A 26,993-nucleotide genomic window follows, 5' to 3' on the forward strand; every position below is an offset into this window, starting at 1 on the left:
TCGATTCAGCTGTAGTAAAATTACGCAATTATTTTGTCTTTGAGCATGAGGTTGTCGCAATGTCGGTTTCAAAAAAACCTATGGTTCTGGTGATTATGGATGGCTACGGCTACCGTGAAGACCAGCAGGATAACGCCATTTTCTCCGCTAAAACCCCGGTTATTGATGGCCTGTGGGCCAAACGTCCGCATACCCTGATTGACGCCTCCGGGCTGGAAGTGGGTCTGCCGGACCGCCAGATGGGTAACTCCGAAGTGGGTCACGTCAACCTTGGCGCGGGCCGCATCGTGTATCAGGACCTGACTCGTCTTGATGTTGAAATCAAAAACCGCAGCTTCTTCGCCAACCCGGTTCTGGGTGGTGCAGTAGACAAAGCCGTGAGCGCAGGAAAAGCCGTGCACATCATGGGCCTGCTGTCTGCCGGTGGCGTTCACAGCCATGAAGAACACATCATGGCGATGGTTGAAATGGCCGCCGAACGTGGAGCAGAAAAAATCTATCTGCACGCTTTCCTTGACGGTCGTGACACGCCGCCGCGTAGCGCGAAATCCTCTCTGCAGGCGTTTGAAGATAAATTCGCCGCGCTGGGTAAAGGCCGCGTTGCTTCCATCATTGGCCGTTACTACGCCATGGATCGTGACAACCGCTGGGACCGCGTTGAACAGGCGTACGACCTGATGACGCTGGCGAAAGGCGAATTCCAGTTCCCGACGGCAGTAGAAGCCCTGGAAGCCGCTTACGCGCGTAATGAAAACGACGAATTCGTTAAAGCCAGTGTGATCCGTACTGAAGGGCAGGAAGATGCTGCCATGGAAGACGGCGATGCGCTGATTTTCATGAACTTCCGTGCTGACCGCGCGCGTGAAATCACCCGTGCGTTCGTGAATGCCGATTTCGACGGTTTCGCGCGTAAGAAAGTCGTGAATCTGGACTTCGTGATGCTGGCTGAATATGCGGCCGACATCAAAACCGCCTGCGCGTACCCGCCAACTTCACTGGCAAATACCCTCGGCGAGTGGATGGCGAAAAACGACAAAACCCAGCTGCGTATTTCCGAAACCGAGAAATATGCCCACGTCACCTTCTTCTTTAACGGCGGCGTTGAAGAGCCGTTCGCGGGTGAAGACCGCATTCTTATCAATTCCCCGAAAGTTGCGACTTACGATCTGCAGCCGGAAATGAGCTCCGCCGAGCTGACGGAAAAACTGGTCGCGGCTATCAAGAGCGGTAAGTACGACACCATCATCTGTAACTACCCGAACGGTGACATGGTCGGTCATACTGGCGTCTTCGATGCGGCAGTGAAGGCGGTTGAAGCGCTCGACCACTGCATCGGTGAAGTGGCGAAAGCCGTTGAATCCGTTGATGGTCAGCTGCTGATCACCGCCGATCACGGCAACGCTGAGCAGATGCGTGACCCGTCCACCGGTCAGGCGCACACTGCGCACACCAACCTGCCGGTTCCGCTGATTTACGTTGGCGCCAAAACCGTTAAGGCTATTGACGGTGGTAAACTTTCCGACATCGCGCCGACTATGCTGACGCTGATGGGAATGGAAATCCCGCAAGAGATGACTGGTAAGCCGCTGTTCATCGTGGAATAATCCCTCCCCATGAGGGGAAAGGCGATCTATTCATTAACATTGACCGCGACATCAGTCAGGTCAGTCCTTTACGCCAGCGCGCTCAGCGCTGGCGTATTGCTGTGCGCCGCTTCCGCCCACGCGGATGACCGCGCGCAGTTGCAATCTATTCAGGCCGATATCGCGACCAAAGAGCGCGCGGTACGCCAACAACAGCAGCAACGTGCTTCCCTGCTCGCCCAGTTGAAGGCGCAGGAAGAAGCCATTTCCGTTGCCGCCCGCAAACTGCGCGAAACGCAGAACACCCTCGCCCAGCTCAACAAACAAATTGATGAGATGAATGCCTCTATCGCCAAACTGGAGCGTCAAAAAGCGCAACAGGAACGCAACCTTGCCGCTCAGCTGGATGCCGCGTTTCGCCAGGGCGAACATACCGGCCTTCAGCTTATCCTGAGCGGTGAAGAGAGCCAGCGCGGGCAGCGCCTGCAGGCCTACTTCGGTTACCTCAACCAGGCTCGTCAGGAAACGATTGGTCAGTTGAAGCAAACCCGCGAAGAGGTCGCTTCGCAAAAAGCCGAGCTTGAAGAGAAACAAAGCCAGCAGCAAACGCTGCTCTACGATCAGCAGGCGCAGCAGGCGAAGCTTGAGCAGGCGCGTAACGAGCGTAAAAAGACGCTTGCCGGGCTGGAGTCCTCCATTCAGGAGGGTCAGCAGCAGCTGAGCGAAATGCGCGCCAACGAATCCCGCATGCGTAACCGCATCGCCCAGGCCGAAGCCGCCGCCAAAGCGCGGGCGGAGCGGGAAGCCCGTGAAGCGCAGGCGGTACGCGATCGCCAGCAGGATGCTTCGCGTAAAGGCACCACGTACAAACCGACCGAAAGCGAACGTTCGCTGATGTCGCGCACCGGCGGTCTCGGCGCACCACGCGGTCAGGCTTTCTGGCCGGTTCGCGGCCCTACGCTGCATCGATTTGGCGAACAGCTGCAAGGTGAGCTACGTTGGAAGGGGATGGTTATCGGTGCTTCAGAAGGCACCGAGGTCAAAGCTATCGCCGATGGTCGCGTGATCCTCGCCGACTGGCTGCAGGGCTATGGCCTTGTGGTGGTGGTCGAGCACGGTAAAGGCGACATGAGCCTGTATGGCTACAACCAGAGCGCGCTGGTCAGCGTCGGCACTCAGGTTCGTGCTGGTCAGCCGATTGCCCTCGTGGGCAGCAGTGGCGGTCAGGGCCGCCCGTCACTCTATTTCGAAATTCGTCGCCAGGGTCAGGCGGTCAATCCACAGCCGTGGTTGGGAAGATAAGTTTTGCTTCAATTTCGTCGAATAGCACTCTCCATCGCCGGTTCGCTGGCGCTGGCCTCCCCGGCGTTTGCCGGAAAGCTTGCCATTGTTATTGATGACTTCGGTTATCGCCCGCAGACGGAAAATCAGGTGCTGGCAATGCCCGCCACGATCTCCGTCGCCGTTCTGCCTAATGCCCCTCACGCTCGTGAAATGGCAACCAAAGCGCATAACGCCGGGCATGAAGTCCTGATCCACCTGCCAATGGCCCCGCTGAGCAAACAGCCTTTGGAGAAAGACACCCTGCGCCCGGAAATGAGCCAGGAAGAGGTGGCGCGCATTATCCAGGATGCCGTCACGAAGGTGCCGTTCGCCGTGGGACTCAACAACCATATGGGCAGCGCCATGACCTCCAGCCTGCCGGGTATGGAAAAAGTGATGCAAGCGCTGAGCCGCTATAACCTTTACTTCCTCGACAGCATGACCATCGGCAACAGCCAGGCCATGCGTGCCGCCAGCGGCACCGGAGTGAAGGTGATTAAGCGTAAAGTCTTCCTCGATGATACGCAGAACGAAGCGGATATTCGCGTACAGTTCAATCGGGCTATCCAGCTGGCGCGACGCAACGGCTCGGCCATCGCGATTGGTCATCCGCATCCTTCTACCGTGCGGGTACTGCAGCAGATGCTTTATAATCTGCCGCCGGATATCACGCTCGTGCGTCCGAGCAGCCTGCTGAACGAACCACAGATTGATACTTCTACGCCAAACACCGCACCGCCGAAAGCCGTACCGCCAACGCCGCCGCGCAATCCGTTCCGCGGCGTGAGCCTGTGCAAGCCGAAGCAGAAACTACAGCCGGTATACGCAACGCACTTCTTCACGGTGCTGAGTGAAAGTATTAGCCAGAGCACGCTGCTCCAGTATTACCAGCAGCAGTGGCAGGGCTGGAATAAAAAGGCCTGAGCGGCTATACCCGTCATACTTCAAGTTGCAGGTGTGTTGGCTTTCCTGCAACTCAAATTATTTAGGGTATATCAGGTAAGATGAGAATCCGTGCGCGTTTCTGCCACGGATTTTTTTTGCTCCTGATGCTGATACCAGGCTTTAAAATATTTTAAAAAGCTATAAAAAGTGGCGTAAATACCAGTGACCGCCCCTACCTTCCCGCGTCGCCATGCGCCGCTGAACAGGTACCATTTAAAAAATGCCCCGATCGCACTGATCACACCCCGGCCAATCGACGGGCGGATCTTGTTATATTTTACAAGCCTTGTCGTGTAGGTATTTAATTTATTAAAAACTTCATGGAGTGAATAAAAGGTGTCGTGGCGGACATGACCTGGTAATATTTTCGTATGAATCTCTCCTTCCACCTGATCGTCCACCGGGCGGTTATTAAAAGAGGCAGAACGGCGATTAAAGAGTCGCACTGGAAAATCAGGTGATGAAACCGGGTAAAGTGTCCTGACCTCCTGCCCCAGCACATACCAGTAGCGCGGTAGCCGCCAGGCATTCTCCGGCGGGGGCGTCTCACCGGCTTTTAACGCCAGAATGGCATCAACGGTGCTTTGATCCAGAATTTCGTCACTGTCCATGCAGAGCACCCAGTTATTTTGTGCCTGGGCAATGGCATGGTTCATCTGCGCACCGTGCATTGCATAAGGGTGATGATGCGCTTTGATCCCAAAGGAAGCGCAAATTCGCAGTGTGTCATCATGACTTCCGGAATCAACAATGACAATATCATCCGCAACCATTAACAACGGCGGAATGACTTCGCGTAATAAGCGTTCAGAATTATACGTTAATAAGCATACGGAAAGTTTGAACATAACACCCATCAATGATTTATCCGCCAGATATCCTTATTATAAAAAGAATATGTCCATCTGCAGGGTACAAAAAATGGGATGCGGGAAAAGAGTATGGAAAGTGTGACGGAATTAAAAAATTGCCAGCAAAATATATGCTGGCAATGGTGTTCTATTGCGATCGAGATTTAATTCCAGCTCAGGATCACTTTTCCTGACTGTCCTGAACGCATGGCATCAAAACCTTGCTGGAAATCATCAATACCGAAGCGGTGAGTGATGATTGGGGTCAGGTCGAGGCCAGACTGGATCAGCGCTGCCATCTTGTACCAGGTTTCGAACATCTCGCGGCCATAAATACCCTTGATGAACAATCCCTTAAAGATAACTTTGGTCCAGTCGATGGACATGTCTGACGGCGGAATACCCAGCATCGCGATACGGCCACCGTGGTTCATAGTATCGAGCATCGCGCGGAATGCCGGCGGCGCACCGGACATTTCCAGACCGACGTCGAACCCTTCTGTCATACCGAGTTCGTGCATGACGTCAGTCAGGTTTTCTTTGGAAACGTTGACCGCACGGGTGATCCCCATTTTACGAGCCAGTTCAAGACGATACTCATTCACGTCGGTGATCACGACATTACGTGCGCCCACGTGTTTCGCCACAGCAGCAGCCATGATGCCAATAGGGCCGGCACCGGACACCAGCACATCCTCGCCAACCAGATCGAAGGAGAGCGCGGTGTGTACGGCGTTGCCGAACGGGTCAAAGATGGAGGCCAGGTCGTCAGAGATATTGTCCGGGATTTTAAAGGCGTTGAACGCCGGGATCACCAGATATTCCGCGAAGCAACCCGGGCGGTTCACGCCCACGCCGGTGGTGTTGCGGCACAGATGAGTGCGGCCACCGCGGCAGTTGCGGCAATGTCCGCAGGTAATGTGGCCTTCACCGGAGACGCGATCGCCGATTTTAAAGCCCTTCACTTCCTGACCGATACCAACCACTTCACCAACATATTCGTGGCCAACGACCATAGGGACCGGGATGGTTTTTTGCGACCATTCATCCCAGTTATAGATGTGTACGTCAGTGCCGCAGATGGCTGTTTTACGGATTTTAATTAACAGATCGTTATGTCCGACTTCCGGTTCCGGTACGTCGGTCATCCAGATCCCTTCTTCCGCTTTCAGTTTGGATAACGCTTTCATCTCACATCCTCAGGCAATGACGCCCAGTTGTTTTCCGATGCGGGTAAAGGCTTTCACCGCCCGTTCAATTTGTTCAGGGGTATGCGCAGCCGACATCTGGGTGCGAATACGCGCCTGGCCTTTTGGTACTACCGGATAGAAGAACCCGGTGACATAAATACCTTCTTTCTGCAGTTCACGCGCGAACTCCTGAGCGACGGTCGCTTCACCCAGCATGACCGGAATGATGGCGTGATCGGCACCGGCCAGGGTAAAGCCCGCTGCGGTCATTTTTTCACGGAACAGGCGCGCGTTAGCCCACAGACGGTCACGAAGTTCAGCACCCGACTCCACCATCTCCAGCACCTTGATTGACGCCGCCACGATGGCGGGAGCCAGTGAGTTGGAGAACAGGTACGGGCGGGAGCGCTGACGCAGCCACTCAACCACTTCTTTACGCGCCGCGGTGTAGCCACCAGAAGCGCCGCCAAGCGCTTTGCCGAGCGTACCGGTAATGATGTCGACACGCCCCATCACTTCGCAGTATTCGTGAGAGCCACGGCCGTTGGCACCGACGAATCCGACCGCATGGGAGTCATCAACCATCACCAGCGCATCGTAAATGTCTGCCAAATCGCAAACCCCTTTCAGGTTGGCGATGACACCATCCATGGAGAACACGCCGTCTGTAGCAATAAGCACATGGCGGGCACCCGCTTCACGCGCTTCTTTCAGCCGTGCTTCCAGCTCCTGCATATCGTTATTGGCATAGCGGAAGCGCTTCGCTTTACACAGACGCACGCCATCAATAATGGAGGCGTGGTTCAGTGCATCAGAGATGATGGCATCTTCGGCACCCAGCAGCGTTTCAAACAGGCCGCCGTTGGCATCGAAACAGGAGGAGTACAGAATTGCGTCTTCCATGCCCAGGAAATCAGCCAGTTTCTTCTCGAGGACTTTGTGGGTGTCCTGGGTTCCGCAGATGAAGCGTACGGAAGCCATACCGAAGCCGTGGCTGTCCATCCCGGCTTTAGCGGCGCTGATTAGCGCCGGGTGATTCGCCAGGCCAAGGTAGTTGTTGGCGCAGAAGTTAATAACGTGGCTCTCACCCACGGTGATATCCGCCTGCTGTGCAGACGTGATGATACGCTCTTCTTTAAACAACCCTTCAGCACGTGCAGTGTCGAGGTCATTCGTTAACTGTTTGTAAAAATCCCCACGCATTGCAACTCTCCAGATATGGCAAAATTTAGAACATATTACCCAAACCTATACATCTATACGAGATGACGCAGTACTAAGTGTATTTTTTGTAGCATAAATCACGCGTCCCCCTACAGGTTGTCGGTGAATGGCTGAAAGTGGACCAATGTGATGATATGATAGAAAACATTAGCGTCTGAGATTGTCTCAGGACTCCACAATTCGAAGGTTACAGTTATGATCATCGTTACTGGCGGCGCAGGCTTTATCGGTAGCAACATTGTTAAAGCTCTGAATGATAAAGGTATCACTGACATTCTGGTGGTCGACAACCTCAAAGACGGCACCAAATTCGTCAATCTGGTTGATCTGAGCATCGCCGATTACATGGATAAAGAAGACTTCTTAATCCAGATTATGGCCGGTGAAGAGTTTGGTGAAATCGAAGCCATTTTCCACGAAGGCGCCTGCTCCTCCACCACTGAGTGGGACGGCAAGTACATGATGGATAACAACTATCAGTACTCTAAAGAAGTGCTGCACTACTGTCTGGAGCGTGAAATCCCGTTCCTGTACGCTTCTTCTGCTGCTACCTACGGCGGTCGCACTTCAGACTTCATCGAGTCTCGCGAATATGAGAAGCCGCTGAACGTCTATGGCTACTCCAAGCTGCTGTTTGATGAATATGTCCGCCAGATCCTGCCGGAAGCGAACTCACAGATTGTCGGTTTCCGTTATTTCAACGTGTACGGTCCGCGTGAAGGCCACAAGGGCAGCATGGCAAGCGTCGCTTTCCATCTGAATACCCAGTTGAACAACGGCGAAAGTCCAAAACTGTTTACAGGCAGCGACAGTTTCAAACGTGATTTCGTTTACGTCGGCGACGTGGCCGCGGTCAATCTGTGGTTCCTCGAAAACGGCGTTTCCGGCATCTTCAACCTCGGTACCGGCCGCGCGGAATCCTTCCAGGCGGTAGCGGATGCGACGCTGGCTTACCATCAGAAAGGCAGCATCGAATACATCCCATTCCCGGATAAGCTGAAAGGTCGCTATCAGGCATTCACTCAGGCCGATCTGACCAACCTGCGTGCCGCGGGCTACGATAAGCCGTTTAAAACCGTCGCCGAAGGTGTGACGGAATACATGACCTGGCTGAACCAGGACGCGTAAGATATACAATGAAAATACTGGTGATTGGCCCGTCATGGGTAGGCGACATGATGATGTCGCAAAGCCTCTATCGCACGCTCAAGGCGCGCTATCCCCAGGCGATAATTGACGTGATGGCACCCGCGTGGTGCCGTCCGCTTTTATCGCGTATGCCAGAAGTTAATGAAGCCATTCCCATGCCGCTTGGCCACGGTGCGCTGGAATTAGGTGAGCGGCGTAGGCTTGGCCATAGTCTGCGCGAACGTCGCTACGATCGCGCTTACGTGCTGCCTAACTCCTTCAAATCGGCCTTAGTCCCTTTCTTCGCAGGTATTCCTCTGCGTACCGGCTGGCGTGGCGAAATGCGCTATGGCCTGCTTAACGACGCGCGGGTGCTGGATAAAGACGCCTGGCCGCTGATGGTCGAGCGCTACGTTGCCTTAGCCTACGACAAAGGCGCGATGCACTCCGCAAAAGATCTGCCTCAGCCGCTGCTGTGGCCGCATCTTCAGGTCAACGACGGTGAGAAATCACTGACCTGCAGCACTTTCAAGCTCTCAGCAGAGCGCCCGATGATAGGTTTCTGCCCAGGAGCAGAATTTGGCCCGGCCAAACGCTGGCCACATTATCACTATGCTGAGCTGGCGAAGCAGCTGATTGATGAAGGGTTCCAGATTGTGCTGTTCGGTTCGGCAAAGGATCACGATGCGGGTAACGACATCCTGGCCGCGCTCAGCATGGAACAACAGGCCTGGTGCCGCAATCTGGCGGGCGAGACCCAGCTGGAACAGGCAGTGATTCTCATTGCTGCCTGCCAGGCAGTGGTCAGCAATGACTCTGGTCTGATGCATGTAGCAGCGGCGCTCGATCGCCCGCTGGTCGCACTGTATGGCCCCAGCAGCCCGGATTTTACGCCGCCACTGTCGCATAAGGCGCGCGTTATTCGCCTGATCAGCGGCTACCATAAGGTGCGTAAAGGTGATGCTGCAGAAGGCTATCACCAAAGCCTGATTGATATTACCCCCGAGCGCGTACTGGAAGAACTAAACCAGTTGCTGTTGAGTGAGGAAGCCTGACGGATGCGGGTTCTGATAGTAAAAACCTCTTCAATGGGGGATGTCCTACACACCCTGCCCGCCCTGACCGATGCCGCGAACGCCATCCCCGGGATCCGCTTTGACTGGGTTGTGGAGGAGGGGTTTGCACAAATTCCTGGCTGGCATGCCGCCGTTGAACGCGTCATACCGGTAGCTATACGCCGTTGGCGTAAAGCATGGTTTTCTGCCCCCATCAAAGCCGAGCGTCTTGCCTTTCGGACTAAAATCCAGGAGGTGGAATATGATGCGATCATTGATGCTCAGGGCCTCGTCAAAAGTGCGGCGCTGGTCACCCGACTGGCGCACGGCATTAAGCACGGCATGGACTGGAAAACCGCCCGCGAACCGCTGGCGAGCCTGTTCTACAACCAGCGTCACCATATTGCCAAAGCGCAGCACGCCGTTGAAAGGACGCGTGAGCTGTTCGCTAAAAGCCTGGGCTACGAAAAACCGCAAACCCAGGGCGACTATGCTATCGCCCAGCATTTCTTACAGAATACGGCCTCTGAAACCGCACCCTATGTGGTATTTCTGCATGCCACAACCCGCGATGATAAACACTGGCCGGAAACGCACTGGCGACAGCTCGTGGAGCGCCTTGCCGGGAACGGTGTGCACATCAAGCTTCCCTGGGGAGCCCCGCATGAAGAGGCGCGAGCAAAACGCCTGGCTGCAGGCATTGATGAGGCCGAGGTATTACCGCGCATGACGCTCGAACAAGTGGCGCGTGTTCTGGCGGGGGCACGATGCGTGGTCTCTGTCGATACCGGATTGAGCCATCTGACTGCCGCACTGAATCGTCCAAATTACACTCTGTATGGTCCAACGGACCCTGGACTTATTGGTGGATACGGGCAGAACCAATACGTTGTGCGCTCTACTACCGGAGCCATGCAGGATATCTCTGCCGAACAGATATTTAGCTCCGTATCCGGGGAAATTTAATGCGTAAAGCACATATCATTAATCTTGAAAAAATGGGTGGCGTTGAGCGACTCTTTTTACAGTACATTCATGATAATACAGCAAAAAATGACGTTATATTCTGCATCAGCAACAAAATTGGTCCGGAAATCGCTCAGCATCTGGCGAACAGGAACGTGGTTTTTGTAAACCGGATGCTGAATGCTTTCACACTAAAATATCCGGTGTTTGCCCGTAAATACGCCCTGCAGACAAAACTGTGGCTGGCGGATCCAGAAGCCGTGATTGTCTGGGATCTTATCCCCGGCTTTGCTGGCAAGCCTGCACGGGGCAAGGTCATTTATTACGACCACGGTTGCTCATGGCGATATGCGCACAACGCAAAAACTCTTGGTTTTTTTGCCATGCTGGACGGCTGTATTTCCGCCGCGAAGGCCTCGAAACGCGTCATGGAGCTACGCTTCAATCTCACCTGTCCGGTACAAACCGTTATCAACCGCATTTTGCCACCTCCCAATATTGAGCGTGGTCCAAAGCCATTGACCTCTCCGCTGAAGCTGGGTATTGCTGCACGCCTGGTCGGCCTTAAGGGAATAAGCGTTGCTCTTCTGGCGGTCAAAGCCCTTCGCGATCGCGGCGTCGACGTCACGCTGGATATTGCGGGTAAAGGTCCGGATGAAGCAGCTTTCCGGGCGTTAGCAGAAAAGCTTAACATTACCGACTGCGTGAATTTTTTAGGCTTCCAGGATGATTTGAGCCAGTTCTTCAACCATATTCACATTTATCTCAGCACGCCGGTCACCGAGCCGTTCGGTTTGTCCTGCATGGAGGCGCTGTTTTACGGTGTTCCGGTTATCTTCCCAAATATAGACGGGCAACCGGAGGTAGTGAAAGACGGCGTCTGCGGTATCGGGATCACGCCAACGATAACGCCCGCGGCGCATCAGGAACAGACCGGCATCAGCGTTGATTTTCCGCATCAGGTTTACTCGCCGTACAGTGACACTCTGGTAGAACCTTTGCTTATGTCTCCGGAGGCTATTGCTAACGCTGTGCAGCAGATAGCAGGCTCTGCCTATGCAGACTATCGCGACAACGCATTTAAATATGTAGAAGAGCACTTTGATTACAAGAACTTCATCTGTGAGTTCAACGCCAGGATTTCGGATATTGTTGATGCAAACGTTAAAAAATAGCTATTCCAGCGGTTTGTTGTTCTTTCTGACTTTTATCACCATGTTGGCTAGCCAATACTTCATGTTTTACGATGCCGTCCACTCGCGGAAATTTTTCTATACCGCTGGTTACATCGCTATTGTGCTGGCACTGTTTTCGGCTCGCAAAATTATCGCTTCTCGGCAAAATGGCATCCCGACACTAGGTATCCTTATTCTGGCGCTCACATTTCTCATTTGGCTGTCGGTATTTAAGCAGAAGGGTTCCTTTGACGACGTCTACAATGCCTACGACACCTCTGGTCGGATTCTGCTGCTACTAGCCCTGCTGGTCTTTATCTTTTCAAACATTAAATTACCGCGTTATCCTCTGCTGCTTGACGGCATCTTCATAGCAGGCGGTCTGCTGGTCAATCTGTATGCTGCATGGCAATATCATGTCAGCGCAACCGAAAGGGTAGACCTGGGCTTCGATCGCGCCACCATTGCTGCTTACATCATCACTGTCATAGATATTTTTATGGTCTATGCCGTGCTCAACCGGCACGGTTGGGTCAGGTATATTCTCTTTGCCGCAACTATTGCCCTGACCTACAGTGTACTGATATTCACAGGGACACGTTCAGCCCTCCTTAGCTATCCCATTCTCTGTTTGTTGCTTGCATTTACTCACCCTAAGGTCAATAAGCAGCACTTACTTAAGATGCTGTTGTGCCTGGCGGGTCTATTGATAATTGCAGGTTATTTGCTCAAAAAGCCTATAGAACAGCGGATCAGCTCTCTGACCCATGACCTTTATGCCATCCAGGTCAATAATAATAATTTAACATCTGTCGGCTCTCGTATCGTGATGTTTCAGGTGGGGTTGGATACAGGGATGACAGCTCCCTGGGGAGAGTCCGTAGAAAGCCGGAGTCGTGAGATCGAAGCTGCCGTACAACACGATCCAGCTCTACAAGGGGCCCTTACCTTTATAGATGTACATTTGCATAACGAGATTATTGAAAACTTCTCCCTACGCGGAATCTTCGGTGTACTCGCACTGCTGTTCATGCACGCCTCGTTACTCTGGTGCGCCTGGAAGCAGCGCAATCCGGTACTGATGGTCATTACGCTGAGTTTAATGACCTATGGGATGAGCGATGTGATATTCTTTAGCCGCGAAGCATCCATTGCGTATGCCATCGGTATCCTAAGTGCTATCATCCTGTTCAAACGCGAAGATGAAGCCCCCGTGGCATCAGGGATCACATAAGCTCACATGCCCCATCGCGGTCAGACGCAGGTGGGGCCCTAACTTTCGAACATGCATCTGAACAAAATAATTATTGCGGGTTATGAACTCAGCGGCCTCGGCGGAATGGAAACGGTCTGTAGCACACTGGTCAGTCTGCTACGTCGCCAGCACCCCGGTATCGATATTTCATTCGTCTTCTTTAAGGAAGGGCGTAGTCACGTCAGTGATGACTGGCTGGGCGGCAATCGTCATGTCCGCATTACCTCCGGGATTAAACACACCAAGATCAGACGCCTGTCGTTTGCCCACAAGCTACGAAAAATCATATCTCAGGAAAAACCAGAGCTGATTATTGCACTGGACACGCTCTCCTGCTTCATCAGCAACATTGCACGTCGCTACACGCGCCATAAGCCGGTGACGTTTTCCTGGCTGCACTTTTCGACACATAACCTTTACAAAGCCGAATATGTCCAGCGTGCTGACTACCATCTGGCAATCAGTACAGAAATCAAAGAACAGCTCATCGCGATGGGAATTGAGGGTCGACGGATCACCACCATTTATAATCCGCTGCCCCGTCACCCGTTCTGCATTGCGCGCCCGAATGGCGTTCCCCGCTTCATTTATGTGGGCCGGGTCATTGCCGACGGGCAAAAAAACATGCGCGGGTTGTTTGAAGCCCTTTCACAGGTGCAAGGGGAATGGCAGTTGGATATCGTTGGCGATGGCCAGGATAAATCGTTACTGCAAACCCTGGCAGAATCCCTGGGTATCAGCGCGCGCATCGGCTGGCACGGATGGCAGACCAGGCCGTGGGAATACATTTCAACAACCCTCTCCGGGGTGACCTGTCTACTGAGCACATCCAATTATGAAGGGTTTGGCATGTCAATAGCCGAAGCCAGCTCCTACGGCGTATATGCAATAAGCTCAGATTGTAGAACTGGCCCTCGGGATATCATCAGAGAAAACGTTAACGGCAATATTTATCCGCTGGAAAAGCCCGGTGAACTGGTTACGCTATTGCAGCAGGTGGTGGATGGTAAATCGCTGCCCGCGAACAGCACCATCCAGCACGCCATTGAAGGTTTCTATGAGGATAACTATATCCAGCACGTCGTTCAGGCCTTTGAGCAGGCAGGGCTACACCTGCCCGTCCGTCAGGCGGGTTGATGCTTGAGCTGGTAGTACTCGGCCAGCGTCATTCCCTGGACCTGAGGCTGCAGCCAGGCAAAGAAGTGCTCAAGAGAGTCATAAAGACGCTCTATATCGTCCGGCGTTTTAAAGGTCGGACTGCCGCCGGGCATATACTCTGAAGAATGGAGCATATACTCAACGTAATCACTACCGTCCGCTAATGTCCGGGTCACCACGTCTTGCATCGTAGCCACGTTGCCCCCTGAAGGACGCAGCCAGTGCACAGAAGGACTGCGCACTTTACCTCGCAGCTTGTCATAAGCCTGCTTCACCGCGTTAAGCAGTGCACCATGCTTGAACTGAATGCTCATCGGCACCTCAAGCAACGATGAATCCCCTGCGCGGCTGATATCATTCTCGTCGATGAAGTAAGCCTGGGAAGGGAAGCGTCGATAATCGGTTCCTCCAGACCCCTGCGGTGCTCCTTTCGCCGTCTGCCAGTTCACTTTCGGGGTAACCGAGCAGTCGACTTCATAACCCAGCTCAATCAGCATCTGGGCATAGCGCTCATCAAACGCCCAGCGTCCGGCGCGATGGCTGCGCATTTTAGTCTGGAAAGTCTCTTCAAGCAGACGTGTCATATAGACGACTTTGTCTTTCATGACCGCATCAGAATATTCAATCAGATAGGGCTTGAAACGCCAGTCGTCATCCGTTAGCGGAATTTCCGGCGGGCTGTTCCAGGCATGCAGATGCATACCGACTTCCCCGGTGCCTCGCGCAATGACATCCTTCGCGAATTCAACGTAGGCAGGGTCAATCGCCATTTCATAGTTGGTGAGATAAACAGGTTTAAAACCATATTTCTCACATAACGCCTGAAATCGCGGGAGATAACGCGCATTCTCAGTGGTGATGCTGCTGTGTTTTTGCCACAGATTATCACCCTCGGTATCGATCGTTATCAAAAATGCCGGTTTAGTCATCAGAACATCCTTCAAGGCTTAATCGAAGCCATGTTAGAGCAACACAACGCTTCTCTCAATCCATCTAATCACCTAAAATCAGGGATTGGGCCTCAGGCGAAGAGTAGAGCATGACCGTAACCACATCGTCCCGCACACTATCAACACCTCACCGCATTCTGATAATTAAGCTGCGCCATCATGGTGATATGCTGCTGGTTACTCCCGTCATCAACGAGCTAAAACAGCAATACCCGAATGCCGACATTGATGTTCTTCTCTACGAAGAAACCCGGGACATGCTCGCCGCCAATGCCAGTATTCATCGTATCTTTGCCATCGATCGTAAATGGAAAAAAGCAGGGGTACGCTACCAGCTAGGACAAGAGTGGCAGCTACTACGCCAGCTCCGTAGCCAGCGTTATGACATCGTATTAAACCTTGCTGACCAGTGGCGTAGCGCCATCATCACGCGTATAACCGGCGCGCCGGTACGGCTGGGGTTTGCATTCCCGAAAAGAGATCATCCCTTCTGGCGCTATTGTCACAGTGAGCTGGTTTCTACCGAAGGCCACAGCAACATGCACACCGTTCGGCAGAACCTGTCGATTCTGGCTCCGCTGTTTACCCTTCCGGCTACCGCGGCTCACGCCACGATGGCATACAGTGACGATGACTGGCAGCAGTGTGCTGCGAAATTACCTGAGCAGGTGGCGGCGCGCTACGTGGTGGTTCAGCCAACATCGCGTTGGTTCTTTAAGTGCTGGCGCGAAGGGCGGATGAGTGAAGTCATCAACGCGCTGACCGCTGCCGGCCATTACGTCATTTTAACCTCAGGACCCGATGCCAAAGAGAAAGAAATGGTCTCGACTATCCTGAACGGCTGCGATGCGGAAAAAGTCATATCACTCGCGGGCCAGCTTACGCTGCGTCAGCTGGCGGCGCTTATCGATCATGCCACGCTGTTTATCGGCGTCGACTCAGTGCCAATGCACATGGCCGCCGCGCTGCAAACCCCGTTGATTGCTCTTTTTGGCCCCTCTAAGCTCACTTTCTGGCGCCCCTGGCAGGCCAAAGGGGAAGTTATTTGGGCGGGAGACTTCGGCCCGTTGCCCGATCCCGATGAAATTGATACCCGCACGCAGGAACGCTACCTGGATCTGATCCCCTCTCAGGTGGTCATTGACGCGGCAAAAAGGCTACTGGCATGAAAAAATATCGTTTAGCCATCGTCAGGCAAAAATATCGCCCGGATGGTGGTGCAGAACGCTTTGTCTCCCGGGCGCTTGAAGCCCTGGATGCCCACAATCTGGAACTGAACGTCATCACTCGCGAATGGCAGGGTCCGGTCAAACCTGAGTGGCATATTCACATCTGCAACCCGTTCAAGTGGGGGCGCATCAGCCGCGAGCGCGGGTTCGCCGATGCCGCAAGAGCGCTCTGGCAAAACGAGCAGTTCGACCTGGTACAAAGCCATGAGCGGATCGCCGGGTGCGATCTCTACCGCGCAGGGGACGGGGTTCACCGCCGCTGGCTTGAACAGCGATGCCGGATCCTGCCCGGCTGGCAGCAAAAGCGCCTGCTCAACGACCGCTATCATCGCTATGTCATGAACGCTGAAGCGGAAATGTACGCCTCGACGGAGCTGCGTGGCGTTATCTGTAACGCCGCCATGATAAAACAAGAAATCATGGAAGACTTTGGCATTCCGGATGAGAAAATCAGGGTGATTTATAACGCCATTGATAGCCAACGTTTTCTTCCGCCTGAAGAAGCACAACTGCAGGCACTGCGTCAGCAATGGAATATTCCCGCAAACGCCACCTGCCTGGTGTTTGTTGGCTCGGGCTTTGAGAGAAAAGGTCTGAGCGCCGCCATTCAGGCCATTGCGCCGGGTAACCAGTATCTGTTGGTTGTCGGTAAAGATAAGGACGAGAAGCGCTATCAGTCACTGGCGCGCACGCTGCACTGTGAAGAACGCATCCGCTTCGTTGGCGTACAACAGAATACCCTGCCGTTCTATCAGATGGCTGACGGGCTGCTGTTGCCCACGATGTACGATCCCTTCCCTAACGTGATTCTGGAAGCCATGGCCTGCGGATTACCGGTCATTACCTCTACCCATTGCGGTGGTTCGGAGTTTATCCGCGAAGGGGTTAATGGCTACGTGTGCGACGCGCTTGATATCTCTGCGCTGCAAAATGCGGTCAATGCGCTGCCCGCTCGTGCGCTGGGCTCAAATGCAGGGGTGCTGGCCCGGGAGCGCGTTCTTGAGTGCAACGCCGAACGCCTGTCGGCGGAGCTCATCGATTTCTACCAGACACTGCTGGGGGATGCATGAGGATATTATTCATCATTGATGGGCTACCCGGCGGTGGCGCTGAGAAAGTCGTTCTGACCCTGGCGCAGCAGTTTTTGCTGGAAGGGGAAGACGTCTCTCTGTTTTCACTACGCAATGTCTGCGACTATCCGCTGCCGGAAGGCCTCGATTATCAGGTTATCGCCGATCGCTGCCGCTCCCCATGGCGAAAGCTGACGGAGCTGTCGCGTCGCGCTGCCCAACTCGATGCCGCCATTAACGATGCAGAGGCAAAGGCGGGAAAATTCGATCTCGTACTCTCCAATTTGCATAAGACAGACCGTATCGTCGCCCGCAGCCAGCAGCTTCGGCAGCATAATTTGTGGTTCTGCCTGCACGGCATCTTCTCCGCCTCCTATCTCGGCAAGCGTAGTGGTTTCGATCGCTGGCTCAAGAAACAAAAAATTAAGCGGGTGTATGACAGGCGCAATATTGTCAGCGTTTCAAACGCGGTTGGAAAGGACTTGCTCGATGCCTTTGGTATCACCCCAGCACGGCTGGAAACCATCTACAACCCATTTGATATCAACGACATTAAGCAGAAGGCAGAGGCGCCATGCGAAATGGCCGATGAGGACTATTTGATCCATGTGGGTCGTTTTCATCTGGCTAAGCGTCATGACCGGCTGATAGAAGCCTACGCCAAAAGCGGAATCACCGCCCCACTGGTGCTGGTTGGCCAGGGTAAACCCGAGCAGGAAGAGAAACTGCGATCGCTTTCGGCCTCACTGGGCGTCAGCGACCGGGTGCTGTTTAAAGGCTTCCAGGTCAACCCACTACCGTGGATTAAAAACGCCCGTATGCTGATTGTTAGCTCAGATAGCGAAGGGTTCGGAAATGTTTTGGTCGAAGCCCTGATACTGGGCACATCAGCGGTCAGCACACGCTGCCCCGGTGGCCCGGCGGAGATACTCACCGGGCCACTCGCCCGCGGCCTCTGTGAACTCAACAGCGATGCGCTGGCTCAGACCATGCAAAGCATTTATCATAATCCACCCACGATTAATCCAGCGGCCTTAGTACAATTTGATGTTAAGGCTATTTGCCAGCAATACCGGCTGCTTGTCGCTAAAACTAGCGCTGAGCGGTGAGACTGACAGGTTGTCCATGAACAATACTCCATTACTCAGCATCGTTGCCGCGGTCTATAACGGCGAGAAATTCCTCGACAGCTTTTTCGTCAACATTGAGGAGCAGCAGTTAGACAACGTAGAAATCATCATGGTGAATGATGGTTCAACGGATTCTACCGCCGCCATTCTTGAAAAATGGAAAGCCACCTTCAGCGGTCTTAAAGTCGTTAATCAGAGCAATCAGGGTGTTTCTGCCGCCCGAAATTCTGGCCTGGTTCTGGCAACCGGTAAATACCTCACTTTCCCGGACATTGATGACAAACTCTACCCAGGAATGTATCAAACGCTGCTGGAAATGGCGGAAAAAGGAAACCTTGATGTCGCGACCTGCAACGGGCGCTATGTCTATGAAGACAACCGTCCGGCCCAGCCTATTTTCCCGCTTGACCGACTGTCATCGACTGAGGTGATGCCGGGTCATCTGTGGTTAAAGAAAGCGCTGGATTCCCGCAAGTTTCTTCACGTTACCTGGCTTAATATCTATCGCAGTGCATTCATCGCCGAACATGGTTTTAGTTTTGAACCTGGACTGCGTCATCAGGACATTCCGTGGACAACTGAAGTATTGCTTGCCGCTGAACGGGTGCAATATTCCGACAAACAGTTTTACGATTACTATATTCATTCTGAATCGGTATCACATAAGCCCGATACCGACGATACGCTTATCCGCTCTGCGCATCACTACATGAAAATCCTTGAAATGCTGGAAGCAATTAACCAGCGTTACGCCGACAAAACTCGTAATATCAAAGCCTGCCATTGGCAAATTGCCAAAGAAGGGTTAGGAATTATTCATACCATTGATGAGATGAAAGATCGCACAAAACAGCAGGGTCTGATTCGCGAGTTTTTCGAGCGCGGCATCTGGCAGCTTATCTGGAAGAATGCCCACGACCTGCGTTTACGCTGGAGACTGGGACGCCGGTACTTCCGTCTGAAAAAAATGCTGAATAACTGACCCCTGATACTGGACGTGTTCCGGAGATATATGAGCAAAATTGCGAAACAGCTAGGAGCAGGGCTTTTCCTGTCGCTCCTGAAAGTGACCGGCTATAGCGTAAAAAAGATCAGCCGCTTTCCCGAGCAGGAAAAACTGCACACTATCGCTATCTTCTCTACCACCGCGTTAGGTGACTTCCTCATCAATACGCCTGCTATTATGGCCATCAAGGCACGCTGGCCCGAAGCGAAGCTGCTGCTGGTGATGAATAAGCGCAATAAGCTGCTGGCTGAGGGTAGCCCGCTTTTTGACGAGATAATCTACTGGAACGGCAAGGCTAACGATGTTCTGCCGCTGGCAAAAACGCTGCGTGAGCGTCGTGTTGAAGCCACCTTTATTCTCCATTCGCGCGCGCCGTACGACATCGTTGTGGCGTCCCTCGCCCGCTCGCGCTATATCTTCAAAGACGTGTATTACAGCGACTATCAGGGTCGTCAGGATTTTGCGCTTGCCCGCTACCTGTCAGCCTTTTATGACAACCGGCAGAATGGCAATATTCACCATATTCATCAGAAAACCGAGCTGCTGGAGTCGGTCGGCATTGCCGTTCCTTCAATGGCTATGGTGATCCCTGTGCCATTCACTCCAGACGTTTTCAGCACACCGACCATCGGCATCCACGCCGGGGCTTCGACCCCCGATCGCTGCTGGCCGGCAGAAAAATTCGCTCAGCTGATTCAAAAACTCCTCAGCCACCATGAATCACTCAACATTGAGTTAATTGGCGCACCGGGTGAGAGGGCACTAAACCAGCGCATTATTGATAGCCTGCCTGACATCAGCGACAGAGTAAAAAACGTCGCGGGTGAGACGAACCTGCTGCAGCTGGCAGGAAAAATTGCGGGTTTCAAGGCTCTGGTGGTCGGCGATACCGGTCCGTTGCACGTCGCTATCGCGGTAAAAACGCCGACGGTTGGCTTGTACAGCGGTCAAAGCGCGGTCGATGGTGCGGCACCGCTTCAGGACCACGACATTCACCATCTGGTCCTTCCGGCAGATGAAAAACAGGGGCTCCGTGGCATCGAAGTCGATGATGTTTATGCCGCGATTGAGCGTACTCTGGGTTAAAGCGCCTTAAGGGATAGCTTTAACCACGCTAAATGCTTAGAATTTGCCCGCCGAAACTAAAAAAACGGATAACACACTTGGAATTGCTTTATACCGCCTTACTCTACCTGATTCAGCCGCTGGTCTGGCTTCGCCTGCTGCTTCGCAGCCGCAAGGCCCCCGCTTACAGAAAACGCTGGGCAGAACGCTACGGCTTTTGCAAAAACAAGGTAGCCCCGGAGGGTATACTCCTGCATTCCGTGTCGGTGGGTGAAACACTGGCGGCTATCCCGCTGGTTCGCGCACTGCGCCACCGCTATCCGACGTTGCCGATTACCGTCACCACCATGACACCGACCGGCTCCGAGCGCGCCATGTCCGCGTTCGGCAAAGATGTTCACCACGTCTATTTGCCTTACGATCTGCCCTGCGCCATGAATCGTTTCCTTGATACCGTGCGTCCTAAGCTGGTCATCGTGATGGAAACCGAACTGTGGCCGAACATGGTTTCCGCGTTACATGCGCGCAAAATCCCCCTGGTTATCGCCAACGCGCGTCTTTCAGAGCGTTCAGCGAAGGGTTACGGCAAGCTGGGCGGCTTTATGCGTCGTCTGCTGGCAAAAATAACCCTGATTGCCGCGCAGAATGAAGAGGACGGCAACCGCTTCCTCGCCCTCGGGCTGAAGCGTAACCAGTTGGCTATCACCGGCAGCCTGAAGTTTGATATTTCCGTGACGCCTGAGCTGGCGGCTCGCGCCGTCACTCTGCGCCGTCAGTGGGCCGCGCGCCGTCAGGTATGGATTGCGACCAGTACCCACGATGGCGAAGAGCAGATAATCCTCGAAGCGCATAAAACGCTGCTGAAGACCTTCCCGGATCTGTTGCTGATTCTGGTACCTCGTCACCCTGAACGCTTCCCTGATGCCCGCCAGATGGTGCAAAAAGCAGGCCTGAGCTTTACCCTGCGCAGCACCGGCGAAATCCCGTCAGGCAGCACTCAGGTGGTGATTGGCGATACCATGGGCGAACTGATGCTGCTGTACGGCATTGCCGATCTCGCTTTTGTGGGCGGCAGCCTGGTCGAGCGCGGTGGGCATAACCCTCTGGAGCCTGCAGCTCATGCCATTCCGGTCCTCATGGGCCCGCACACCTTTAACTTTAAAGATATCTGCGCGCGCCTGCAGCAGGCGGACGGGCTTATCACCGTAACCGATGCCGATTCGCTGGTGAAAGAGATTTCTAATCTGCTCACCGATGAAGACTATCGCCTGTGGTACGGGCGCCATGCGGTGGAAGTGCTGCATCAGAACCAGGGCGCACTGACCCGTCTGCTTCAGCTTCTGCAACCCTATTTGCCCCAGCGGAGCCACTAATGTCCAGACGCCTCTCCGTGGTGATGATCGCCAAAAATTCGGCAGATCTGCTGCCGGAGTGTCTGGACTCCGTTCAATGGGCCGACGAAATCATCCTCCTTGACTCCGGCAGCAGCGACGATACCGTCGCGCTGGCACAGAGTCGGGGAGTGAAAGTGTTCGAAGATCGCGACTGGCAGGGCTACGGCATTCAGCGCCAGCGCGCGCAGGCGTACGCCACGGGTGACTACGTGCTGATGATCGATACCGACGAGCGCGTCACCCCTGAGCTTAAAACTTCACTACAGCAAACGCTCGCCGCTCCGCAGCCAGGTGCGGTTTACAGCATTGCCCGCCGGAACTACTTCCTTGGCCGCTTTATGCGCCACAGCGGCTGGTATCCTGACCGCGTACTGCGCCTCTACGAACGCGAACGCTGGCAGTACAACGACAAGCTGGTGCATGAGTCTCTTGAGTGCGGCAAAGCCCAGGTGATCCCGCTTCAGGGCGACCTGCGTCACCTAACCTGCCGTGATTTCGGTGCGTTCCAGCAAAAACAGCTGGCGTATGCCACCGCCTGGGCCCAGGAACGCCACCAGAAGGGTAAAAAAACCTCTCTCGCCGGTATCTTCGGCCATACGCTCGGCGCCTTCGTGAAAACGTTGCTGATTCGTGGTGGTATTCTGGATGGCGCACAGGGCTGGCTACTCGCCGTCGTGAATGCCCAGTATACTTTCAACAAATACACCGAGCTGTGGGCCCTGAACCGCGGCTACTCAGAGAAAGCGTAAGCATGAGTACAAAAGCGATTTATCCGGGGACTTTCGATCCGATTACCAACGGTCATCTCGATATCATCACCCGCGCCGCCAGCATGTTCGACACGGTGATACTGGCGATTGCCGCGAGCCCGAGTAAAAAACCGATGTTCACTCTCAACGAGCGAGTTGCGCTTGCTGAAGATGCCGTTTCGCATCTGGATAACGTGGTGGTGATGGGTTTCAGCGACCTGATGGCGAACTTCGCCCGCACCCAGCAGGCGAATATCCTGATCCGTGGTTTACGCGCGGTCGCCGACTTTGAGTATGAAATGCAGCTGGCGCACATGAACCGCCACCTGATGCCGGAACTTGAAAGCGTGTTCCTGATGCCTTCGAAAGAGTGGTCGTTTATCTCCTCTTCGCTGGTAAAAGAAGTGGCGCGCCACCACGGTGACGTCACCCATTTCCTGCCACCGAAAGTGCATCAGGCGCTGCTGGCTAAAATCAAGTAATCACTTCTGACAGCGGCGGCAGTAAAACGTCGCCCGCTGTGCGTGCTTCGTAGCCACAATCGGTTCCCCGCACACCCGGCACGGCTCCCCTTTGCGTCCATAGACCTGTAGCTCCTGAGCAAAATAGCCCGGCTTCCCATCGCTTTGCAGGAAATCCTTGAGGGTAGTGCCCCCCTGCTCAATAGAACGCAGTAGCACCGCCTTAATCACCCGCACCAGCAGCTCACACTCATCATGCGACAACGACGAGGCCAGTCGATCGGGGTGGATCCCGGCGGCAAACAGGGATTCACTGGCGTAGATATTACCCACCCCTACCACCAGCTTGTTATCCATCAACCAGGGCTTTATTGCCGTCTTCTTCTTCGCGCATTTCTGTTGCAGATACTGTGTGTTAAACGCCTCGCTTAACGGCTCAGGACCGAGATGGGCGAGCACAGCATGCCCCTCAAGCGTCGGCGTCCACAGCCAGGCGCCAAAGCGGCGGGGATCGGTGTAGCGCAGCACTTTGCCGTTGCTGAGCACCAGGTCAACATGGTCATGCTTCTCGGCGGGGAGTTCAGCGGTCAGAATGCGCAGGCTCCCGGACATTCCAAGATGAATGATTATCCAGCCGTCCGGCAGTTCGAGCAGCAGGTATTTCGCGCGGCGCTGCACGCTCAGTACCGGTTTATCACTCAGGCGATGGATTTCGTCGGAAACGGGCCAGCGAAGCCGTCCGTTACGGACAATTGCGTGCAAAATGGTTGCGCCAACCAGATGGGGTTCAATACCACGGCGGCTGGTCTCAACCTCGGGTAACTCAGGCATAGCAACTCCGATGGTTTTTCTGATCTCTCTAATATGGGGACGTCCAGAAAACAAAAAACCCCGCCGGGGCGGGGTTTTTCGCTAAGAAAACTAAAATTATTTGATTTTAGCTTCTTTGTACAGAACGTGCTGACGGACAACTGGATCGAACTTTTTCAGTTCCAGTTTTTCCGGCTTAGTACGTTTGTTCTTCGTGGTGGTATAGAAGTGACCAGTACCAGCAGAAGAAACCAGCTTGATTTTCTCACGAATACCTTTAGCCATGATTTATTTCCTCTTAGTACTTAGTACTTTTCGCCACGGGCACGCAGTTCAGCGAGAACTGTATCAATGCCTTTCTTATCAATAACACGCATACCTTTAGCAGATACGCGCAGGGTGACAAAACGCTTCTCGCTCTCAACCCAGAAACGGTGAGAGTGCAGGTTCGGCAGGAAACGGCGTTTAGTCGCGTTCAGTGCGTGGGAACGGTTGTTACCGGTCACCGGACGCTTGCCAGTAACTTGGCAGACTCGGGACATGTCTATTCTCCAAAAATCAAATTAGCTCGAGCTTCGTATGGGGTATTGGCGCCTCGTCAGGCTTCTCAGCCTGGTTATCGCAGTTCTAAGTGAACTCTCGACTGCCAGGCCCAAATGCCAAACCCGAGATTCTCAAAGGTGGCGTAGTATACGCTGACTCGGCGATGTGCTCAAGTCCCGAACAGACAAAGATCCCGATGGATCGCGCGAACAGGCTTAAATCCAGCCGCGTTCCGCGAAGGAAACCGTCTTTCCACGTCCAATAACCAGGTGATCGAGCACGCGAATATCCATTAAATTACAGCATTTAACAATCCTGTCGGTAATAATTTTGTCAGCTTTACTGGGCTCTGTATAGCCCGACGGATGATTATGGGCGAGGATCAGCGCCGCAGCGTTTATTTTGATGGCTTCTCGTACAATTTCGCGCGGATGCACCTCCACATGGCTGACCGTTCCAGAAAAAAGCCGGCTGTGCTTGATTAACCGGTGCTGGTTATCAAGAAAAATCACCATAAAGATCTCGCGTTTTTCATCCGCCAGCTGGCTTTGCAAAAACTCCCGGGTCTTTTGCGAGCTGCTGATCGGGTCCATCACGTTTTCATGCAGGCTGAAGCTGAAGTAACGACGGGCCAGCTCGGCAATCCCTTTCAGCTGAGTAAAGGTGGCAACGCCCATCCCGTAGGCCTCGGTGATATCTCGCTGCTCTGCTGCCAGTAGCCCATACAGTGAACCAAAATGGCTCAGTAATGACCTCGACCAGCTCATCACGTCCTGCTGCCGGGTCCCGGTGCGTAAGAACAGCGCCAGCAGCTCGGCATCAGAGAGCGTCTCAACGCCGTTTCGCAGCAGTTTTTCTCTGGGCAACATCCCTTCACTCACTTCCATCGTACCCTCCTTGTTTTCAAGCTGCATCATGGTGGCACAGGGTTTTTCGCCCGACGATGGCCTTTTTTCACTCTTGCGTAGCCCCTCGCAAAGTGAATCTGCCACAAGCGCACGAGTGCGAAAGGATTGTGATAAAATGCGCGCATCTGAGGTATCCCCACAGGAAAGAATCATGATGAGCCTGGCTGGTAAAAAAATCGTTCTCGGCGTCAGCGGTGGTATCGCCGCTTATAAAACCCCGGAGCTGGTCCGTCGCCTGCGTGAGCGCGGCGCAGACGTTCGCGTGGCAATGACCGACGCGGCGAAAGCCTTTATCACCCCGCTAAGCCTGCAGGCGGTATCGGGATATCCGGTATCCGACAGCCTTCTGGACCCTGCCGCAGAAGCCGCTATGGGCCACATCGAGCTCGGCAAGTGGGCAGATCTGGTGATTCTTGCCCCAGCCACGGCCGACTTAATAGCTCGCGTTGCTGCCGGTATGGCAAACGATCTGGTCTCCACCATCTGCCTCGCGACACCTTCACCCGTCGCCGTGGTCCCGGCGATGAACCAGCAGATGTATCGCGCCGCGGCAACCCAGGAAAACATAGCGCGTCTGGAATCCCGCGGGCTGCTAATCTGGGGCCCGGACAGCGGTAGCCAGGCCTGTGGCGACGTCGGTCCTGGTCGCATGCTCGATCCGTTGGTCATTGTTGATCTGGCCGCTGAGCACTTCGCGCCTGTCAACGATCTGCAACATCTCAACATCATGATTACCGCGGGCCCGACACGTGAGCCGCTGGATCCGGTGCGTTACATCACCAACCACAGCTCCGGGAAGATGGGTTATGCCATTGCGGCAGCGGCAGCAAAACGTGGTGCCCACGTTACGCTGGTGAGCGGGCCGGTAACGCTGCCCACTCCGCCACGAGTTAAACGTATCGACGTCTCCACCGCACTGGAAATGGAAGCGGCGGTGCGGTCTGGTGCACAAAAGCAGCACATTTTTATCGGTTGTGCGGCGGTCGCTGACTACCGTGCTGCCATCGTTGCTGATGAGAAAATTAAAAAGCAAGGCGATGAATTAACGCTAAAAATGGTAAAAAACCCCGACATTGTTGCAGGGGTTGCCGCGTTAAAATCACAGCGGCCATATGTGGTAGGATTTGCCGCCGAAACAAATAATGTGGAAGAATACGCCCGGCAAAAACGTACCCGCAAGAACCTGGATTTGATTTGCGCCAATGACGTATCTCAGTCAAATCAAGGGTTTAATAGCGACAATAACGCGCTGCACCTTTTCTGGCAGGATGGAGATAAAGTCTTGCCGCTTGAGCGCAAAGCGCTTCTGGGCCAACTATTACTGGACGAGATCGTTACCCGTTATGATGAAAAAAATCGACGTTAAGATTATGGACCCGCGTGTTGGCAACGAATTCCCGCTGCCAACCTATGCCACCTCCGGTTCTGCCGGACTTGACCTGCGTGCCTGTCTTGATGACGCCGTAGAACTGGCACCGGGAGCAACAACTCTGCTGCCGACCGGCCTGGCTATTCATATCGCCGACTCGTCACTGGCGGCGGTCATTTTACCGCGCTCTGGTCTTGGCCATAAGCACGGTATCGTGCTCGGCAACCTGGTTGGTCTTATCGATTCCGACTACCAGGGCCAGTTGATGGTTTCCGTCTGGAACCGTGGTCAGGACAGCTTCACCATTGAACCTGGTGAACGCATCGCCCAGATGGTCTTTGTTCCTGTTGTTCAGGCTGAATTCAATCTGGTCACCGACTTTGACGCTACCGACCGCGGCGAAGGCGGTTTTGGCCACTCAGGACGCCAGTAAACAGCCGATTAAGCATTCCGCTG

General features: G+C 54.0%; 27 protein-coding genes. 19 read left to right on the plus strand and 8 right to left on the minus strand.

Annotation, left to right across the window (positions count from 1 at the left end):
* The first annotated feature begins 59 nt into the window (after nt 1-59).
* Genes gpmM through C7387_RS19225 form a run of 3 tightly spaced genes read left to right on the plus strand, consistent with a single transcriptional unit; the run spans nt 60 to nt 3,830 of the window.
* Nucleotides 60-1,604 (plus strand): 2,3-bisphosphoglycerate-independent phosphoglycerate mutase, encoded by a 1,545-nt coding sequence (gene gpmM / locus C7387_RS19215; RefSeq protein ID WP_120817289.1) that lies wholly within the window; start codon nt 60-62, stop codon nt 1,602-1,604.
* Between the two features lie 9 nt (nt 1,605-1,613).
* Nucleotides 1,614-2,885: a murein hydrolase activator EnvC gene (envC, locus tag C7387_RS19220; RefSeq protein ID WP_120817290.1), complete on the plus strand. Its 1,272-nt coding sequence runs from the start codon at nt 1,614-1,616 to the stop codon at nt 2,883-2,885.
* Nucleotides 2,886-2,888: 3 nt separating this feature from the next.
* On the plus strand, nt 2,889-3,830 hold the full coding sequence (locus C7387_RS19225; RefSeq protein ID WP_120817291.1) for a divergent polysaccharide deacetylase family protein: 942 nt from the start codon (nt 2,889-2,891) through the stop codon (nt 3,828-3,830).
* Between the two features lie 71 nt (nt 3,831-3,901).
* Here the strand turns inward: C7387_RS19225 and C7387_RS19230 are convergent, their stop codons facing one another.
* From C7387_RS19230 to kbl, 3 genes are all read right to left on the minus strand, one after another.
* Nucleotides 3,902-4,699 (minus strand): glycosyltransferase family 2 protein, encoded by a 798-nt coding sequence (locus C7387_RS19230; protein WP_120817337.1) that lies wholly within the window; start codon nt 4,697-4,699, stop codon nt 3,902-3,904.
* 167 nt (nt 4,700-4,866) lie between these two features.
* A complete protein-coding gene (tdh, locus tag C7387_RS19235) occupies nt 4,867-5,892 on the minus strand; it encodes an L-threonine 3-dehydrogenase (RefSeq protein WP_038253650.1) in 1,026 nt (341 codons plus the stop codon).
* Between the two features lie 9 nt (nt 5,893-5,901).
* Nucleotides 5,902-7,095, minus strand: a complete 1,194-nt coding sequence (gene kbl / locus C7387_RS19240) for a glycine C-acetyltransferase (RefSeq protein ID WP_120817292.1) — start codon at nt 7,093-7,095, stop codon at nt 5,902-5,904.
* A gap of 216 nt (nt 7,096-7,311) precedes the next feature.
* Here kbl and rfaD point away from each other — a divergent pair, with 216 nt between their 5' ends.
* Genes rfaD through C7387_RS19270 form a run of 6 tightly spaced genes read left to right on the plus strand, consistent with a single transcriptional unit; the run spans nt 7,312 to nt 13,832 of the window.
* Nucleotides 7,312-8,244 (plus strand): ADP-glyceromanno-heptose 6-epimerase, encoded by a 933-nt coding sequence (rfaD, locus tag C7387_RS19245; protein WP_006817760.1) that lies wholly within the window; start codon nt 7,312-7,314, stop codon nt 8,242-8,244.
* A gap of 8 nt (nt 8,245-8,252) precedes the next feature.
* The gene (gene rfaF / locus C7387_RS19250) at nt 8,253-9,299 is read left to right on the plus strand and encodes an ADP-heptose--LPS heptosyltransferase RfaF (protein WP_038253643.1); all 1,047 of its coding nucleotides are present in this window, start codon (nt 8,253-8,255) and stop codon (nt 9,297-9,299) included.
* Between the two features lie 3 nt (nt 9,300-9,302).
* Complete coding sequence (gene rfaC, locus C7387_RS19255; protein WP_038253640.1) at nt 9,303-10,265, plus strand: lipopolysaccharide heptosyltransferase RfaC; 963 nt, start codon at nt 9,303-9,305, stop codon at nt 10,263-10,265.
* Entirely contained in the window at nt 10,265-11,440 is a 1,176-nt protein-coding gene (locus tag C7387_RS19260) for a glycosyltransferase (RefSeq protein WP_038253638.1), read from the plus strand. Before rfaC ends, C7387_RS19260 begins: the two co-directional genes overlap by 1 nt.
* Nucleotides 11,421-12,674: an O-antigen ligase family protein gene (locus tag C7387_RS19265; RefSeq protein WP_038253636.1), complete on the plus strand. Its 1,254-nt coding sequence runs from the start codon at nt 11,421-11,423 to the stop codon at nt 12,672-12,674. Before C7387_RS19260 ends, C7387_RS19265 begins: the two co-directional genes overlap by 20 nt.
* Nucleotides 12,675-12,725: 51 nt before the next feature.
* Complete coding sequence (locus tag C7387_RS19270) at nt 12,726-13,832, plus strand: glycosyltransferase (protein WP_038253633.1); 1,107 nt, start codon at nt 12,726-12,728, stop codon at nt 13,830-13,832.
* Here C7387_RS19270 and C7387_RS19275 read toward each other — a convergent pair.
* On the minus strand, nt 13,820-14,782 hold the full coding sequence (locus C7387_RS19275; protein WP_006817766.1) for a polysaccharide deacetylase family protein: 963 nt from the start codon (nt 14,780-14,782) through the stop codon (nt 13,820-13,822). The two genes, C7387_RS19270 and C7387_RS19275, sit on opposite strands and share 13 nt — an antisense overlap.
* Before the next feature lie 110 nt (nt 14,783-14,892).
* Here C7387_RS19275 and rfaQ point away from each other — a divergent pair, with 110 nt between their 5' ends.
* The 8 genes from rfaQ (at nt 14,893) to coaD (ending at nt 22,928) form a co-directional block, all read left to right on the plus strand.
* Complete coding sequence (gene rfaQ, locus C7387_RS19280) at nt 14,893-15,972, plus strand: putative lipopolysaccharide heptosyltransferase III (RefSeq protein ID WP_038253630.1); 1,080 nt, start codon at nt 14,893-14,895, stop codon at nt 15,970-15,972.
* Nucleotides 15,969-17,102 (plus strand): glycosyltransferase family 4 protein, encoded by a 1,134-nt coding sequence (locus C7387_RS19285; protein ID WP_120817293.1) that lies wholly within the window; start codon nt 15,969-15,971, stop codon nt 17,100-17,102. The genes rfaQ and C7387_RS19285 overlap by 4 nt, the downstream gene beginning before the upstream one ends.
* Nucleotides 17,099-18,211, plus strand: coding sequence for a glycosyltransferase (locus tag C7387_RS19290; RefSeq protein WP_120817294.1), 1,113 nt, complete (start codon nt 17,099-17,101; stop codon nt 18,209-18,211). The genes C7387_RS19285 and C7387_RS19290 overlap by 4 nt, the downstream gene beginning before the upstream one ends.
* Before the next feature lie 16 nt (nt 18,212-18,227).
* On the plus strand, nt 18,228-19,214 hold the full coding sequence (locus C7387_RS19295) for a glycosyltransferase (RefSeq protein WP_120817295.1): 987 nt from the start codon (nt 18,228-18,230) through the stop codon (nt 19,212-19,214).
* 30 nt (nt 19,215-19,244) lie between these two features.
* Nucleotides 19,245-20,324 carry a glycosyltransferase family 9 protein gene (locus tag C7387_RS19300; RefSeq protein WP_120817296.1) on the plus strand — a complete coding sequence of 360 codons (1,080 nt, stop codon included), beginning with the start codon at nt 19,245-19,247 and terminating at the stop codon, nt 20,322-20,324.
* A 77-nt stretch (nt 20,325-20,401) separates the two neighbouring features.
* A complete protein-coding gene (waaA, locus tag C7387_RS19305) occupies nt 20,402-21,676 on the plus strand; it encodes a lipid IV(A) 3-deoxy-D-manno-octulosonic acid transferase (protein ID WP_120817297.1) in 1,275 nt (424 codons plus the stop codon).
* Nucleotides 21,676-22,446, plus strand: a complete 771-nt coding sequence (locus C7387_RS19310; protein WP_120817298.1) for a glycosyltransferase family 2 protein — start codon at nt 21,676-21,678, stop codon at nt 22,444-22,446. The genes waaA and C7387_RS19310 overlap by 1 nt, the downstream gene beginning before the upstream one ends.
* A 2-nt stretch (nt 22,447-22,448) precedes the next feature.
* Entirely contained in the window at nt 22,449-22,928 is a 480-nt protein-coding gene (gene coaD / locus C7387_RS19315) for a pantetheine-phosphate adenylyltransferase (RefSeq protein ID WP_006817774.1), read from the plus strand.
* On the opposite strand, the gene mutM is transcribed toward coaD, so the two are convergent.
* From mutM to radC, 4 genes are all read right to left on the minus strand, one after another.
* Nucleotides 22,929-23,738 (minus strand): bifunctional DNA-formamidopyrimidine glycosylase/DNA-(apurinic or apyrimidinic site) lyase, encoded by an 810-nt coding sequence (gene mutM, locus C7387_RS19320; protein WP_038253619.1) that lies wholly within the window; start codon nt 23,736-23,738, stop codon nt 22,929-22,931. It lies immediately after the preceding gene.
* Between the two features lie 96 nt (nt 23,739-23,834).
* Nucleotides 23,835-24,002 (minus strand): 50S ribosomal protein L33, encoded by a 168-nt coding sequence (gene rpmG / locus C7387_RS19325; protein WP_003024094.1) that lies wholly within the window; start codon nt 24,000-24,002, stop codon nt 23,835-23,837.
* A gap of 20 nt (nt 24,003-24,022) precedes the next feature.
* The gene (gene rpmB, locus C7387_RS19330; protein WP_000091955.1) at nt 24,023-24,259 is read right to left on the minus strand and encodes a 50S ribosomal protein L28; all 237 of its coding nucleotides are present in this window, start codon (nt 24,257-24,259) and stop codon (nt 24,023-24,025) included.
* 216 nt (nt 24,260-24,475) lie between these two features.
* On the minus strand, nt 24,476-25,147 hold the full coding sequence (gene radC, locus C7387_RS19335) for a RadC family protein (protein ID WP_120817299.1): 672 nt from the start codon (nt 25,145-25,147) through the stop codon (nt 24,476-24,478).
* A 175-nt stretch (nt 25,148-25,322) separates the two neighbouring features.
* Between radC and coaBC the strand changes: the two genes are divergently transcribed.
* Together coaBC and dut are read left to right on the plus strand one after the other, a co-directional pair.
* Nucleotides 25,323-26,534 carry a bifunctional phosphopantothenoylcysteine decarboxylase/phosphopantothenate--cysteine ligase CoaBC gene (gene coaBC, locus C7387_RS19340; protein WP_120817338.1) on the plus strand — a complete coding sequence of 404 codons (1,212 nt, stop codon included), beginning with the start codon at nt 25,323-25,325 and terminating at the stop codon, nt 26,532-26,534.
* Nucleotides 26,512-26,970, plus strand: a complete 459-nt coding sequence (dut, locus tag C7387_RS19345; protein WP_006817779.1) for a dUTP diphosphatase — start codon at nt 26,512-26,514, stop codon at nt 26,968-26,970. Before coaBC ends, dut begins: the two co-directional genes overlap by 23 nt.
* Nucleotides 26,971-26,993 lie beyond the last annotated feature (23 nt).

The organism is Yokenella regensburgei, from assembly GCF_003634235.1.
GTDB lineage: Bacteria > Pseudomonadota > Gammaproteobacteria > Enterobacterales > Enterobacteriaceae > Yokenella > Yokenella regensburgei.